A 13967-nucleotide genomic window follows, 5' to 3' on the forward strand; every position below is an offset into this window, starting at 1 on the left:
CTCCGTTGCGGGCGCCCGGCCGCTGGGAGGGCGGCGGCGCCGATGATCTCGACACCGGGTATAGGCCTTCCGGTCGCTGGAAGGTCAAGGGGGCGTCAGGTGCGCCCTTCCTCGACCGCATGGCATGCCACGCCGGTACTGCCGATCTCCCGCAACAGCGGCAGATCCCGCTTGCAGCGGTCATTGGCCAAAGGGCAGCGGGGATGGAAGGCGCAGCCGCTCGGCGGATTGATCGGGTTGGGAATCTCGCCTTCCACCGGGCGCCGGGGCGTGCCCGTCATCTCCAGGTCCGGGATCGCGGCCAGCAGCATCCGGGTGTAGGGGTGGCGCGGATTGCGGAAGAGCTCCCGGCTCTCCGCCACCTCGACCAGGCGGCCGAGATACATGACGCCGATGCGCCTGGCCATGTGGCGAACGACGGCGAGATCGTGACTGATGAACAGGTAGGTCAGTCCGAACTCGTCCTGCAGGTCGCGCATCAGGTTGAGGATCTGCGCCTGCACGGAGACGTCCAGCGCCGAGGTCGGCTCGTCGCAGACGAGGAACTCCGGCTTCGAGGCGAGCGCGCGGGCGATACAGATGCGCTGGCGTTGCCCGCCGGAAAACTCGTGCGGATACTTGGCGCCGTCGCGCGGATGCAGGCGCACCAGCTCGAGAAGTTCGCCGACGCGGGCCGCAATCGCGTCCTCGGAGCTTTCCAGGCGGAAGGCGCGGATCGGCTCGGCGATGATCCGGTCGACGCGCCAGCGCGGGTTGAGGCTGGCATAGGGGTCCTGGAAGATCATCTGGATGCGCCGCCGCAACTCGCGCATCTCCTGCCCCGCCTGGTGGCGGGACCGCATGTCGACGCCGTCGATGCGGATCTCGCCAGCGCTCGCCTCCAGAAGGCCCACCACCATCTTCGCGACCGTCGACTTGCCCGATCCGGATTCGCCGACGAGCGCGAATGTCTCGCCCTTGGAGATGGAGAAGGAGATATCCTGCGCGGCTTTCAGAAAGGCCCTGGGCGAGCGCTCCAGCACCCGGTTCAGCCAGGGCTTGGAGACATCGAAGGTGCGCGACAGGGAGCGGACCTCGACGACGGGACCCGTGTCCGCCACGGCGGGCTGCGCGGCTGTGCTCATCGGCTTGCCTCTTCGCTCTCGAGCAGTTTCCAGCAGGCGGCCTGGCTTTCGCCGGCCGGAATGAGGTCAGGCCGCTCCACCCGGCAGCGGTCCATGGTCAGCGCGCAGCGCGGGTTGAAGGCGCAGCCGGTGGGAATGGAATCGAGCCGCGGCATCGAACCTGGGATCTGCGTCAGCCGGTCGTGATCGCCGGTGAGCGAGGGAATCGCGCCCATCAGGCCGATCGTGTACGGGTGGCTCGGCGACTTGATGACGTCCCTGACCGGCCCGATCTCGGCAATGCGGCCGGAATACATCACCGCCACCCGGTCGGCGGTCTCGGCGATGACGCCCATGTCGTGGGTGATCAGCATCACCGCCGTGCCGTGATCGCGGCAGACGCGCTGCAACAGGCGGATGATCTGCGACTGCACCGACACGTCGAGAGCGGTGGTCGGCTCGTCCGCGATCACCAGTTCCGGCTCGGCGCACAGGGCAAGGGCGATCACGACGCGCTGGCGCATGCCGCCGGAGAACTGGTGCGGATAGGCGGACAGGCGCTGTCCGGCCGCCGGGATTCCGACTTCCTCCAGCAGCGCCACTGCCCGGTCCCGCGCCTGCCGCTCGGAGACCGGCAGATGCGTCATGATCGTCTCGATGATCTGGTCGCCGATGGTGAAGAGCGGATTGAGGCTGGTCAGCGGGTCCTGGAACACCATGCCGATGCGCTTGCCGCGCAGCTTTCGCATCGCCGCCGGCGGCAGATTGTCGATACGCTCGCCCTTCAGGCGGATCTCGCCGCCGGCGATGCGGCCAGGCGGCTCGAGCAGGCCGATCACCGCGGTTCCGGTGAGCGACTTGCCCGCGCCGGATTCGCCGACGACGCCCAGCACCTCGCCTTCGCGCAGGTCGAAGGAGATGCCGTCGATCGCCGTCAGCACGCCGCGGCGGGACGGGAATTCGACCCTGAGGTCTTTCACGGAAAGGAGGGGTTGTCCGGTCATGATCCGCCGTCTTCGTCCGTGTTGATGTCAGCGCAGCTTCGGGTTCAAGGCATCGCGCAACCAGTCGCCGAGCAGGTTCACCGCCAGCACCAGGATGGCGAGCGCGCAGCCGGGGAACATGGCGATCCACCATTCGCCCGAGAACAGGAAATCGTTGCCGATGCGCACCAGCGTCCCCAGCGAGGGCTGGGTGGGCGGAATGCCGACGCCGAGGAAAGACAGCGTCGCCTCGGTAATGACCGCAAGACCCAGGTTGATCGTCGCGATCACCAGCACCGGCCCGATGACGTTGGGCAGCACGTGGCGGATCATGATCAGGAAGGGCGGGATGCCGATCAGCCTTGCGGCCTGGACGTATTCCTTGTTGCGCTCCACCAGCGTCGAGCCGCGCACGGTGCGGGCGAACTGCACCCAGAAGGACAGCGCGATCGAAAAGACCAGGATCCAGAAGGCATAGCGTTCCCGGTCGAGATTGCCGACGAGGGCGCGGGCGACGCCGTCGACCAGCAGGGCGATCAGGATGGCGGGGAAGGTGAGCTGGACTTCGGCGATGCGCATAATGATGGCATCGACCTTGCCGCCGACATAGCCGGCGATCAGGCCGAGCAACACGCCGACGACGGCGGCGAAGAATACCGACAGGAAACCGACGGCGAGCGAGATGCGGGCACCGTAAAGGATGCCGGAAAAGACGTCGCGGCCCTGGTCGTCGGTGCCGAGCAGATAGCTCGGATCATGATACTCCATGCCGATCGGCGGCAGCCGCGCATCGAGAATCGAGATGGTGGCAAGGTCGAAGGGATTGTGCGGAGCAAGCCAGGGAGCGAAGGCGGCACCGATGATGAAAAGAAGCGTGATGAACGCCGACAGCACGGTCACCTTCGACCGCCAGAAGGAGTGGAAGATGTCGCTGTCGAGGACGCGGGCGATCCGGCCGGGAGCGGCCGGCTCTTGCCTGTCCGGCGTCTTGTCGGTGACGGTGGTCATCGTCGCCTCCTAATGGGCTGCACGCTCGACCCGCAGGCGCGGGTCGACGCGGAAATAGAGCAGATCGACGATCAGGTTGATGGTCACGAACAGGAAGGCGATCAGCATGAGGTAGGCCGCCATGATCGGGATATCGACATTCTGCACCGCCTGCAGGAACAGCAGGCCCATGCCCGGCCACTGGAACACCGTCTCGGTGATGATGGCGAAGGCGATGATCGAGCCGAGCTGCAGGCCGGTGATGGTAATCACCGGAACCAGCGTGTTCTTCAGCGCATGGCGGAAATTGATGCTGCGCTCCCGCAGGCCGCGTGCCCGGGCGAACTTGATGTAGTCCGTGCGGATCACCTCGAGCATTTCGGAACGGACGAGCCGCATGATCAGCGTCATCTGGAACAGGCCAAGGGTGATGGCCGGCAGGATCAGCGCCTTGATGCCGCTCCAGGTCAGAAGGCCGGTCGACCACCAGCCCAGTTGCACGACCCCGCCGCGCCCGAAACTCGGCAGCCATTGCAGGGTGACCGCGAAGACGAAGATCAGCAGGATGCCGATGAAGAAGGTCGGCAGCGAGATGCCGATCAGCGAGATCGACAGGAACAGCTTGGACAGCCAACTGTCGCGATGCAGGCCGGTATAGACGCCCATCGGGATGCCGACGAGCAGGGCAAGGACCGCTGAGACGAAGGACAGCTCCAGGGTCGCCGGCAGGCGGCGCCCGATCAGTTCGGCCACCGGCTGGCGAAACTGGTAGGAGGTGCCGAAATCGAACCGGGCGGCCTTGGTGATGAAGCGGCCGAACTGGACGAGGACCGGGTCGTTGAGGCCGAGACGCTCCCGCAGCGCCTCGCGCTGCTCGGGTGTCGTCTCGACGCCGACCATCTGGTTGACAGGGTCGCCGACGAAGCGGAACAGGGTGAACGAGATCAGGGCCACGACAAGCATGACCAAGACGGCCTGCAGGAGGCGGCGGATGGTGAAGGCGAGCATGGGGCCTCTGCGTCAGGTGCCTCGGCCTTTGGCCGTCGGTTCCGGTTTGGCTACGGCGATGGACCCGGTCAGCCGGGCCGATCCCGTGCGCCATCGGTCGGGTTTACCGAAAAAGCTGCAGCCCGGAACAAGGGTCCGGGCTGCAGGACTGGCGGAGGCCGATGCTACTTCTTCACGACCCAGCGGTAGTGGAACTGATCGTCCGCGCGCTGTACGACGTCCACATTCTCGGCAACACCCCAGGCCAGGGCCTGCTGGTGCAGCGGGATGTGGGACACATCCTCGTGGACGATCGTATAGGCCTGGGCGATCAGCTCGTCGCGCGTGGTCGGGTCGTTCTCGACCAGGATCTGGGCCGACAACTCGTCCACCTTCGGATTGCAGTATCCGCCAAGGTTGAAGGGACCACCCTTGCCCTTGTCGTCGCGGCAACCGGTGATGTTGGTCAGCACGTTCCAACTGTCGAAGGAGCCGGGCGTCCAGCCGAGCAGGTAGAACGAGGTATCATAGCCGCCGGAGGCGAGCACCTTGGCGAAATACTGTGCCTTCGGCTGGGCGTTCAGCTCGACCTTGATGCCGACGCGGGCGAGGAAGGAGGCAACCGCCTGGCAGATCGCCTCATCGTTGACGTAGCGGTCGTTCGGGCAGTCCATGCCGACGGAGAAGCCGTCCGCATAGCCGGCCTCGGCAAGCAGGGCCTTGGAGGCTTCCGGGTCATAGGGATGGCGCGTGAACTCGCTCGCGCGCGAGTACTGGAACGGCGAGATGAGCAGGGCCGACGGGGTCGACAGGCCGCGCATGACCTTGTCGCGGATCGCGTCCATGTCGATGGCCTGGTAGAAGGCCTTGCGCACCCGCACGTCCTGGAACGGGTTCTTGCCCTTCACGCTGGAATAGAGCAGCTCGTCGCGCTTCTGGTCGAAGCCGAGGAAGATCGTGCGCAGTTCCGGCCCGGTCAGCGCCTTGGTCTGCGGGCTGTCCTCGACGCGCTTGATGTCCTGCACCGGGATCGGGAACACCATGTCGAGCTCGCCGGACAGGAGAGCCGCAACGCGGGTCGCGTCGGATCCGATCGGCGTGAACTCGACCTTCTCGATGTTGCCGGCGACCTTGTCCCACCAGTCTTCGTTCTTCTCGAAGGTGGTTCTCACGCCCGGCTCGTGGCTGACCAGCTTGTAGGAACCGGTGCCGTTGGCGTGCAGCGAGGCGTGATTCGGGGTCGTGTCGGAGGCCGAGGTGACCTTGGTCGCGTTGTTCTCCTCGGTCCACTCCTTGTCCATGATGTACCAGGTGTCCCATTCGTAGTGGAGAATGGGATTCGGCCCGGTCAGCACGAAGTCGACGGTGTGGTCGTCGACCTTCTCGACCTTCACGTCGGCGCCGATGCGGGTGGTGAGGTCGGAGCCTTCCGAGCGCACGCGCTCGGCGGAGAAGACCACGTCGTCGGCCGTGAAGTCATTGCCGTTGTGGAACTTGACGCCCTTGCGCAGATAGAAGCGCCAGCGGGTCGGTTCGAGAACCTCCCAGCGCTCGGCGAGAGCCGGTTCGATGGTGAGGTCGGGCGCCCGCCGGGTCAGTCCCTCGTAGACATTGCCGAGCGTGCCGAGCGTGAATGTCTCGTTCAGCGAGTAGGGATCGAGCTGGTTCAAGGTGCCCTGGAAGGCATAGCGGAGTGTCTCCGCCGACGCGGCCGTCCCCATCAGCGATGCGATGAGTGCTGCCGTCGCGAGTGTCGTTTTGATGCGCATGGTCCCCTCATGACTTTGTCGTTTTGTCGGATGCCCCGTTTATCGGATGCCCTGTCTGTGGACCGGTGCATCCGGTCCTATCCGACAGACCGCGTTGATGCGGTTCACAAGCCTGCATCTAAGCAATGTCGAAAGCGACAGTCCAGCACGCGCTGGGCGCGAAAGAGAGGAATTGCGGAAGTCGCGACGGAAGCACCATCCCGAGCCCGCGCCATTCCTTGTGCAAGGCTTGCCGTGCACGCCTTGCACAAGCATCGGGCGCCTGTGGATGACCTGAACGTTCGCAGGCAGCCCTGTCCAGGTTGACCTAACGGCACATGTCGGCGATGAGCCGCGACACGAATCCGTCCGCTGCGACGATCTCCGCCGTCTCGATGTATTCGTCGGGCTGATGGGCCTGGTCGATCGAACCGGGACCGCAGACGACCGCGGAAATGCCGCGTTCCTGAAACTGTCCGGCCTCGGTGCCATAGACCACCATGTGCCGGCCGTTGTCGCCGGTAAGCCGGCGGGCAAGCGCTTCGGCCGGCCCGTCCTGCTCCTCGCTGAGGGCGGGAGCGTAGGCGAGCTTCTCGACGGTCACCCCCGTGTCGGCGTGGACGGCGCGCATGCCCGGCTCGACCTCGGTGCGGATGAAGGTCTCCAGCCGTTCGAGCCAGGCTTCCAGCGTGTCTCCGGGGACAGTGCGGATGTCGCAGAAGAAGGAGCAGGAGCGCGAGACGATATTGGCTGCCGTGCCGCCCTCGATCACGCCGCAATGCAGGGTCGTGAAAGGCGGGTCCATGGCAAGGGCCGGATCGGCGGCCCGCTGATTCTCGCGGGTGCGGTCATCGAGCCAGGAGATGATGCGGGCGGCATTGGCGATGGCCGAGACGCCGCGGTCCCACTGGCTGGAGTGAACCGAGTGGCCGCGCACGGTCACACGGATGACCGCTGTTCCCTTATGCGCGGTGATGACGCGCATGTTGCTGGGTTCGCCGACCACGACCATCGACGGCTTGGGGCCGGAGCGCAGCATCGAATCGATCATCGGAGGTGCGCCGATGCAGCCCACTTCCTCGTCGTAGGACAGGGCGATGTGGATGGGACGGGTCAACGGTGCGGCGACCATCTGCGGCACGGCTGCCAGTGCCACGGCGGCGAAGCCCTTCATGTCGCAGGTGCCGCGGCCATAGAGTCGGCCATCGGCCTCGCGCAGGACGAACGGGTCGCTGCTCCAGGCCTGTCCTTCGACAGGTACGACGTCGGTGTGGGCGGACAGCGCCACGCCCCCGTCCTTGTGCGGGCCGATCACGGCGTGCAGCGCGGCCTTGGTGCCGGTGGCGTCGGGCACGCGCCGCGCGGCGATGCCGTGCTCCGCCAGATAGGTTTCGACGAAATCGATGAGATCGAGATTGCTGTTGGAGGAGACCGTCGGAAAGGCAACGAGACGGGCAAGCATTTCCTGGGAAGAATACTGTCGCGACATGGGGGAGACCTGATTCAGGCGGGAGGGGAGCTGTGTCCGGTCAGAGTATCGACCAGGCAGGCCGGCGGGTCGAGAGCGAAAACGTCGAGCGGTTCGCGCCGCCCCCTGACCGCGATCTCGGTTTTCCCGGCAATGTTGCAGGTGTAGCCGGCGGCCTCCAGCACGGCGCTCGAGACGACGAGGCTGTGTCCCAGTTCTTTCGTCGCCGTCTCCAGCCGGCTTGCGATGTTGACGACGTCGCCAAGCGCGGTGATCCGGGCGCTGGCACCGTTGCCGCTTACCGCGCCGATGCGCCCCAGGATCACCGCGCCGGCGTGCAGGCCCATCCCGACCCTGAGCGGCGCGTTCAGTTGCGGTCCCAGTTCGACGTTGAGGCGCTCCATGGTTTCGGCGATGGCGTTTGTCGCTGCGAGCGCGTTGCGACAGCCGGCCTGCAGCCCGTCCTTCATGCCGAAGATCGCCATGACACCGTCGCCGATGAACTTGTCGACATAGCCGCCGCAGGCTTCGACCGCCTTGGCGGTCTCGCCGAGATAACGGTTAAGGAGGAAGACAACGTCGTAGGAAAGCCGGTGCTCGGCAAGGCCGGTGAAGTTCCGCAGGTCGACGAACAGGATCGCCGCCGGCTGTTCGACGCCCCAGTGATAGGCATCGCCGTCCGATCCGGCGACGCGTGCTGCGCCGCTTGCCGGTACCAGGGGCTGGACCTTGAGGGGCGCTTGCGGCCGAACCTGGCACGCAAGGCGAATGTCCTCGCCTGCGCTGATGCGGGCGAGCACCTTCGCTTCGGTCGCGGACGGGGCGGGTAACGTGTCGAGGCCGTCGAGAATGCGGGTCCGGCAGGTCGAGCAGCGGGCGCGGCCACCGCAGACATCGGCATGGGGGATGCCGTTCATCTTGCTGATTTCCAGCAGGGTCGGACCGGGGGCGACCCTCACCAGCCGGTCGCCCGGATAGGTGATCTCGATGGTCTTGCGCGGGCGGCGCAGCAGCGCGCGAACCGCAATGGCGACGAGGGCCATCGCGACCAGTGCATAGAAGCCGTTGCGCAGCGCGGCGATCAGCGGATCCGACCAGACGGCCATCTCCGGCGTCAGAGGAAAGGGCGGGTTTTCTGTCAGGCGAAGACGTCGGGCCGCGTCGATCCAGCCCCAGGAGGCGAGAACGGGGACGAGCAGGGCGACGGCGAAAAGGGCGGGCTTGAATGGACCGTAGCCCGGCTTCGGGCGCAGCCAGAAATGCAGACCGATCATGCCGTGCAGCCAGACCAGCAGCATCAGCAGGGTCTGGTTGAAGACGAGGCCGGGCCACAGGACGCTGAGCACGTTGCGGTAGCTGTCCTCATAGCCGAATCGGTGGGCCAGACCGGCGGTGCCGATGGCATGGGGAATGAGCAGGAAGGGGATCGCCAGTCCCAGCAGCAATTGTGCCCATTGCCATGGCGGCAGGCGCAGGCTCCGCCGGCGGGCGGTCTTCCACAGGGCGAGGGCGACATGCACAAGAAGGGCGGAGAGCAGCAGGATTTCGCCGGGCGGGCTGCGCCACAGGGCTATGAAAACCAGTCGCCCGGTCTCCATCGCCTCGATCGACCAGATGCCGAGCATGTGATTGAGGAAGTGGCTGAACGCGAAGGCGAGCAGAACGAGGCCGCTGGCCAGCCGCAGCCCCTGCCGGATTCCTTGCCCGTCCGCGGATGCGGGCGTCTTTCTCTGTGCCATACAAGCCGCCGTCCGCTCGTCCCGCATCTTGCGGGAAGGTCACGTCTTCAGGAGCCCGGCCTTGACGCTGCAAGTGCCGGTCGCCCATCCTGCGGCGACCCTTGGCGATCTCTCGCCAACCCCTCCTGTCAGGAACCCTGACCATGGCCGCCATGCTCTACGGTATAGCCAATTGCGACACGGTGAAGAAGGCTCGCCGGTTTCTCGACGAGAACGGCCTTGCCTACACCTTTCACGACTACAAGAAGGCCGGTATCGACGAAGGCCTGTTGCGGTCGTTCTTCCAGGCCTTCGGACGGGAAGCGGTGGTCAACACGCGCGGAACCACCTGGCGCAAGCTGCCCGACGAGACGAAAGCTCGAGCCGCCGGCGACGCCGGAGCGCTCGCCGTGCTGCTGGACCATCCGTCCGCGATCAAGCGGCCGATCTATCACGATGGCGACCGCTGGCTGATCGGCTTCGATCCCGCGTCCTGGTCGACGCTGCGCTGAAGTTCGCCTCAGGCTTCGCCATCCGGCGTCCACAGTCGGCCGAGATCGAAGGCGTGCATGTCTTTCAGCAATTCGACGAAACCGCGCGCGGCATGGTCGAGCGAGGCCTCGCCCTTGGCGGCCGTGGCGGCTGAAGCGTTTCCGACCGTTCCGGCCGGGTTGAGGTCCTGCGCCTTCCAGCCGAACTGGGCCGGCCCATGGCCGCGCAGGTGCTTGAACTCGCGCAGGAAGTCGAGCTGGGTCGAGCGGAAGTCTTCTGCCTTGCGCATATGCACCAGATCCGGGCGCAGATAGAGCATCAGCGATGTCTCGATATCGCCGCCATGGATGCCATAGGTGAACTCCTCGTCCGGGAAGACACCGTGCGGCTGGCCGAAGCGCGACCAGCCGGTCGCGGTGACCAGCATGTCGTGCTTCACCCGGAGTTCGCGCGCGACGATGTCGATCAGCGGCACGTTGCCGCCATGCGAGGTGACGAGGACCAACTTGCGCACGCCGGCGCGGAACACGCTTTCGCCGATCTCGACCCAGGCACGGGTCGCCGTCTCCCAGGACAGCGTCAGCGTGCCCGGCGAGGAGATGTGCTCGTTGGACTTGCCGATGGCCTGAACGGGGAGGAACGTCGCCGGCACGTCGCGCGGCAGCAGTTCCAGCACGCGCGAGATCTGGCCTTCGGCAATGCAGGTGTCGGTGAAGACCGGCAGGTGCGGGCCGTGCTGCTCGATCGCCGCCACGGGCAGCACCGCGATCCACGACGAAGTGTCGGCATTGGCGAAGTCGAAGGCGGTCATCTCGTGCCAGAAGCGGCGGGGCAGGTCGGTCATGTCGTGCAGCTCTCGTTGGCGTGGCGGTCCTTGCCGCATGGAAGGGCCGAAGGCGGGGAGACCGGTCGCATCGCCCGGCCTCCTGTCATGTGGGCCCTGCGGGCCGGTCGTCAAAGCGCTTCGAGGAAGCGTTTCGCCGCGGCGCCGTGCTCGGCGCGCAGGCGTTCGATATCGATATGGACGGGACGGCCGTCGACCACCTTCCAGTCGCCGGCGACCATCACCCGGTTCGCCGTATGGGCGCCGCACAGGATCAGCGCGGCGAGCGGATCGCCGGCGCCGGAAAAACGCAACTCGTCCAGCCGGTAGAAGGCAAGATCGGCCTGCTTGCCGACGGCAATGGCGCCGAGATCCTTGCGCCCGAGGCAGCGGGCCGAGCCTTCCGTCGCCCAGCGATAGGTGTCGAAATGGGTCACCGACGCCGCGTCATAGGTCAGCCGGTTGATCATCAAGGCGTGGCGCAGGCTTTCCATCAGGTTGGAATTGTCGTTGGAGGCCGAACCGTCGACGCCGAGGCCGACCGGGCAGCCGGCGGCTTCCAACTCCTTCGTCCGGCACTGGCCCGAAGCCAGCGTCATGTTGGAGGTCGGGCAGTGGCACACGCCGACGCAGGCATGGCCGAGGCGCCGCACCTCGTCGTCGTTGAAATGGATGCCATGCGCCAGCCAGACGCGCTCGTTGAGCCAGCCGCATTCCTCCAGATAGTCGACGGGCCGGCACTGGAAGTGGTGCAGGCAGTAATCGTCCTCGTCGATGGTCTCGCCGAGATGCGTGTGCAGGCGGCAGTCGAAGCGCTCGGCCAGCGTCACGCTCTCGCGCATCAGCCGCTTGGTGACGGTGAAGGGCGCGCAAGGGGCAAGCGCCACCTGGATCATCGCGCCCTCGGACGTGTCGTGATAGCGCGACAGGACCCGTTCGCAGTCGGCAAGGATGGTGTCCTCGTCCTGCACGACCGTGTCGGGCGGCAGGCCGCCGTCCTTCTGGCTGAGGTTCATCGAGCCGCGCGTCACCGTCATGCGGATGCCGAGACGGGTGGCCTCCTCAACCTGGATGTCCATGGCGTTCTCGAGGCCGGCCGGGAAGAGATAGTGATGGTCCGAGGCGGCGGTACAGCCCGACATCAGCAGCTCGGTCAGGGCAAGGCGGGTGCCGAGCCGGAAGGTCTCCGGCGTGACGTTCCTGGCCCAGATCGGGTAGAGCGCCTGGAGCCAGGGGAACAGTTCCTTGTTGATGGCGCTGGGATGGGCGCGCGTCAGCGTCTGGAAGAAGTGGTGATGGGTGTTGATCAGGCCGGGAATGACCACCTCGGACGAGGCGTCATGGGTCTCGTCCACCGGGCTTGACGGCTCCCTGCCGGCCGGTACGAGTTCGGTGATCCGGCCGTTTTCCACCACGATGCCGCGGGCGGCGTTGTCGGCAAGGATGGCGAGCGGGTCCTTGATCCACATGCGCATGAATGTGCGTCCTGTTGTCGGGTCGACCTGCAGGCTTGGATAGCGGCCCGAAGCCGCCCGAGTTCCGCACAGGGAAAAGGGTTGCGTGATTGGCGCCGGCCGAGAGTACCGTCCGGCGCAATTGCAAGCCTAGCAGAGGCGTCGAAGAGCCGGCAACGGGCTCCTGCTGCCGGCCTCGCGAATCACCGCTCGGGTGCGGCGGCGATCACTTCCACCTCGACAACGAATTCGGGTCTGGCGAATCCCGAGACGATCATCAGCGTCGAGGCGGGCGGGGGCGAACCGGTGAACTCGTCGCGTGCCTTCATGTAGCCGGCAAGGTGCTCGCGGCCCGTCACATAGGCGTTGATCCGCACCATGTCGGAAAATCCCATGCCGGCAGCCGCCAGGATGCGGCCGATATTCTCGAAGCACAGGCGGGTCTGACCTTCCACATCGGCCGGCACGGCGCCTTGCGAATCGATGCCGAGCTGACCGGAGCAGACGACCAGCCGGCGGCCCGCCGGGACTTCCACCGCGTGACTGTAGCGGGCAAAGGGCGGGGCCATGTCGGGCGGCGTGATTGCTCTGGTCATCGGACCTCCTGGAGTTAGGCGGGGGCATCGGCCCTGTGCGAAGGCACCGGGCGGCTGCGCGCGTGGCTGGACAGGCATCCTAGCCGCGGCGCATTCCCAACGGAAATGCACCTTCGGATGTCATGCCGGGAAGCCCTGCCCATGATGAAATTTCCGGCGAAGGGGTCGGCCGCAATGCCGCTTTTTTGTGCGCGCAAGCTGGGTTAGTGTCTGCTGTCGATGCCATGACGCGCCGCTTGCGGCGTTTGCCCTGGTTGATTTTGCGACTGTCCTTTCGGCGAAGGCTCCAAAAACGGTTCCGGCCCCTAAAGGATTGTCAAAATCGGCTGGTATCTCAGGGGGCGTGGCACGTCGATTGCTGTGCTTTGAGGAGATGGCTGCAATTTGAGCGTGGCTGATCCTCGATGGCCGATCATACTCGGTCAGCTCAGGCGGATCCCGCTCGCGGGGCGGGGATCGCCGCAAAAAGAACGGGACGGTGGCCCGACGCAGGCCGACGCGAACTTGGACCATTTCTGGAGGCGAACAGCATCATGCGGACAGTATCGAAGAGCGCCCTGCTTGGAGGGGCGGCACTTGCGCTTGTTTCGGTTTCGGCAGGCGGGTCGCTTGCCCAGGAGGCGGTGACGTTCGGCACCAACTGGCTGGCCCAGGCCGAGCATGGTGGCTACTACCAAGCCGTTGCCGACGGCACCTACAAGGCCTGCGGCCTCGACGTCACCATCGTGACCGGCGGACCGCAGGTGAACAACCGGGCGCTCATGCTCGCCGGCAAGATCGACTTCCTGATGGGCGGCAACATGCTGCAGGCGTTCTTCGCCTTGCGCGAGGGCATTCCGATCGTCGTGGTGGCCGCGGACTTCCAGAAGGAGCCGCAGATCATCCTGACGCATCCCGGCAAGTACGAGAGCTTCGAGGCAATGGCCGGTACGGCGCCGCTGCTGATCGGCGACAACGGCTTTGCCTCTTACTATCAGTGGATGATCTCCGAATACGGCTTCACCGTCGAGCAGCGGCGTCCCTACACGTTCAACCCGGCGCCGTTCCTTGCCGACCCGGCGGCCGGCCAGCAGGGCTATGTCACCTCCGAACCCTTCGCCGTCGAGCGCGAGGGCGGTTTCGCTCCCGACATCTATCTGATCGCCGACTACGGCTTCAGCACCTATGCCACCACCGTCGAGACCATGGCCGACACGGTCGCCAACCGTCCGGAGGTGGTGAAGTGCTTCGTCGAAGGGTCGGCGATCGGCTGGTACAACTATCTGTACGGCGACAATTCGGCGGCCAACGAGGCGATCAAGGCCGACAACCCGGAAATGTCCGACGAGCAGATTGCCTTCTCCATCGACAAGATGAAGGAGTTCGGCATCGTCGATTCCGGCGATACCGAGACGTTGGGCATCGGCGCTATGACCGACGAGCGGATGACCGATTTCTACGACAAGATGGTCAAGGCGGGTGTGATCGAGGACGGCCTCGACATCAAGAAGACCTACACGCTCGACTTCGTGAACAAGGGTGTCGGCCTCGACATCAAGAAGAAGCTGACGGGGAACTGACCAGCCTTGTCCACTCACGGAATGATCCGGCCGGCGCGGCCGGCAGTGT

The 13967-nt window shown here is 65.7% G+C and carries 12 protein-coding genes; 2 read left to right on the forward strand and 10 right to left on the reverse strand.

The features are described from left to right. Positions 1-95: 95 nt before the first annotated feature. The 7 genes from TSB10P1A_RS22860 to TSB10P1A_RS22890 all read right to left on the reverse strand — a co-directional run bounded on the left by TSB10P1A_RS22860 (position 96) and on the right by TSB10P1A_RS22890 (position 9015). Positions 96-1124, reverse strand: a complete 1029-nt coding sequence (locus TSB10P1A_RS22860) for an ABC transporter ATP-binding protein (protein WP_186390277.1) — start codon at positions 1122-1124, stop codon at positions 96-98. Continuing rightward, positions 1121-2107, reverse strand: coding sequence for an ABC transporter ATP-binding protein (locus TSB10P1A_RS22865; RefSeq protein ID WP_186390278.1), 987 nt, complete (start codon positions 2105-2107; stop codon positions 1121-1123). Before TSB10P1A_RS22865 ends, TSB10P1A_RS22860 begins: the two co-directional genes overlap by 4 nt. Before the next feature lie 27 nt (positions 2108-2134). After that, positions 2135-3094 (reverse strand): ABC transporter permease, encoded by a 960-nt coding sequence (locus TSB10P1A_RS22870; protein WP_186390279.1) that lies wholly within the window; start codon positions 3092-3094, stop codon positions 2135-2137. 9 nt (positions 3095-3103) lie between these two features. Next, positions 3104-4081: an ABC transporter permease gene (locus TSB10P1A_RS22875; RefSeq protein WP_186390280.1), complete on the reverse strand. Its 978-nt coding sequence runs from the start codon at positions 4079-4081 to the stop codon at positions 3104-3106. Between the two features lie 164 nt (positions 4082-4245). Further along, complete coding sequence (locus tag TSB10P1A_RS22880) at positions 4246-5829, reverse strand: ABC transporter substrate-binding protein (RefSeq protein WP_186390281.1); 1584 nt, start codon at positions 5827-5829, stop codon at positions 4246-4248. 307 nt (positions 5830-6136) lie between these two features. Continuing rightward, positions 6137-7297 (reverse strand): acetylornithine deacetylase, encoded by a 1161-nt coding sequence (gene argE, locus TSB10P1A_RS22885; RefSeq protein ID WP_186390282.1) that lies wholly within the window; start codon positions 7295-7297, stop codon positions 6137-6139. Between the two features lie 14 nt (positions 7298-7311). Next, positions 7312-9015: an adenylate/guanylate cyclase domain-containing protein gene (locus TSB10P1A_RS22890; protein WP_208987195.1), complete on the reverse strand. Its 1704-nt coding sequence runs from the start codon at positions 9013-9015 to the stop codon at positions 7312-7314. 143 nt (positions 9016-9158) lie between these two features. Here TSB10P1A_RS22890 and TSB10P1A_RS22895 point away from each other — a divergent pair, with 143 nt between their 5' ends. Then, positions 9159-9506, forward strand: a complete 348-nt coding sequence (locus tag TSB10P1A_RS22895; RefSeq protein ID WP_208985156.1) for an ArsC family reductase — start codon at positions 9159-9161, stop codon at positions 9504-9506. Positions 9507-9514: 8 nt separating this feature from the next. Here the strand turns inward: TSB10P1A_RS22895 and TSB10P1A_RS22900 are convergent, their stop codons facing one another. The 3 genes from TSB10P1A_RS22900 to TSB10P1A_RS22910 all read right to left on the reverse strand — a co-directional run bounded on the left by TSB10P1A_RS22900 (position 9515) and on the right by TSB10P1A_RS22910 (position 12359). After that, positions 9515-10330 carry a creatininase family protein gene (locus TSB10P1A_RS22900; RefSeq protein WP_186390283.1) on the reverse strand — a complete coding sequence of 272 codons (816 nt, stop codon included), beginning with the start codon at positions 10328-10330 and terminating at the stop codon, positions 9515-9517. A gap of 110 nt (positions 10331-10440) precedes the next feature. Then, on the reverse strand, positions 10441-11784 hold the full coding sequence (locus TSB10P1A_RS22905) for an 8-oxoguanine deaminase (RefSeq protein ID WP_186390284.1): 1344 nt from the start codon (positions 11782-11784) through the stop codon (positions 10441-10443). Positions 11785-11966: 182 nt separating this feature from the next. Continuing rightward, positions 11967-12359, reverse strand: a complete 393-nt coding sequence (locus tag TSB10P1A_RS22910; protein WP_186390285.1) for a RidA family protein — start codon at positions 12357-12359, stop codon at positions 11967-11969. A gap of 533 nt (positions 12360-12892) precedes the next feature. Here TSB10P1A_RS22910 and TSB10P1A_RS22915 point away from each other — a divergent pair. Further along, positions 12893-13918 carry an ABC transporter substrate-binding protein gene (locus TSB10P1A_RS22915; RefSeq protein ID WP_186390286.1) on the forward strand — a complete coding sequence of 342 codons (1026 nt, stop codon included), beginning with the start codon at positions 12893-12895 and terminating at the stop codon, positions 13916-13918. The last annotated feature ends 49 nt before the right edge of the window (positions 13919-13967 follow it).

Origin of the sequence: Stappia sp. TSB10P1A (genome assembly GCF_900185725.1) — a bacterium.
Lineage (GTDB): Bacteria > Pseudomonadota > Alphaproteobacteria > Rhizobiales > Stappiaceae > Stappia.

Excerpts from the sequence above, each read along its gene's own strand:
- TSB10P1A_RS22900 (WP_186390283.1), bottom strand. The coding sequence starts at position 10,330 with ATGACCGACCTGCCCCGCCGCTTCTGGCACGAGATGACCGCCTTCGAC.
- TSB10P1A_RS22860 (WP_186390277.1), bottom strand. The coding sequence starts at position 1,124 with ATGAGCACAGCCGCGCAGCCCGCCGTGGCGGACACGGGTCCCGTCGTC.
- TSB10P1A_RS22915 (WP_186390286.1), top strand. The coding sequence starts at position 12,893 with ATGCGGACAGTATCGAAGAGCGCCCTGCTTGGAGGGGCGGCACTTGCG.
- TSB10P1A_RS22870 (WP_186390279.1), bottom strand. The coding sequence starts at position 3,094 with ATGACCACCGTCACCGACAAGACGCCGGACAGGCAAGAGCCGGCCGCT.
- TSB10P1A_RS22910 (WP_186390285.1), bottom strand. The coding sequence starts at position 12,359 with ATGACCAGAGCAATCACGCCGCCCGACATGGCCCCGCCCTTTGCCCGC.
- argE (WP_186390282.1), bottom strand. The coding sequence starts at position 7,297 with ATGTCGCGACAGTATTCTTCCCAGGAAATGCTTGCCCGTCTCGTTGCC.
- TSB10P1A_RS22865 (WP_186390278.1), bottom strand. The coding sequence starts at position 2,107 with ATGACCGGACAACCCCTCCTTTCCGTGAAAGACCTCAGGGTCGAATTC.
- TSB10P1A_RS22895 (WP_208985156.1), top strand. The coding sequence starts at position 9,159 with ATGGCCGCCATGCTCTACGGTATAGCCAATTGCGACACGGTGAAGAAG.
- TSB10P1A_RS22880 (WP_186390281.1), bottom strand. The coding sequence starts at position 5,829 with ATGCGCATCAAAACGACACTCGCGACGGCAGCACTCATCGCATCGCTG.
- TSB10P1A_RS22890 (WP_208987195.1), bottom strand. The coding sequence starts at position 9,015 with ATGGCACAGAGAAAGACGCCCGCATCCGCGGACGGGCAAGGAATCCGG.
- TSB10P1A_RS22875 (WP_186390280.1), bottom strand. The coding sequence starts at position 4,081 with ATGCTCGCCTTCACCATCCGCCGCCTCCTGCAGGCCGTCTTGGTCATG.
- TSB10P1A_RS22905 (WP_186390284.1), bottom strand. The coding sequence starts at position 11,784 with ATGCGCATGTGGATCAAGGACCCGCTCGCCATCCTTGCCGACAACGCC.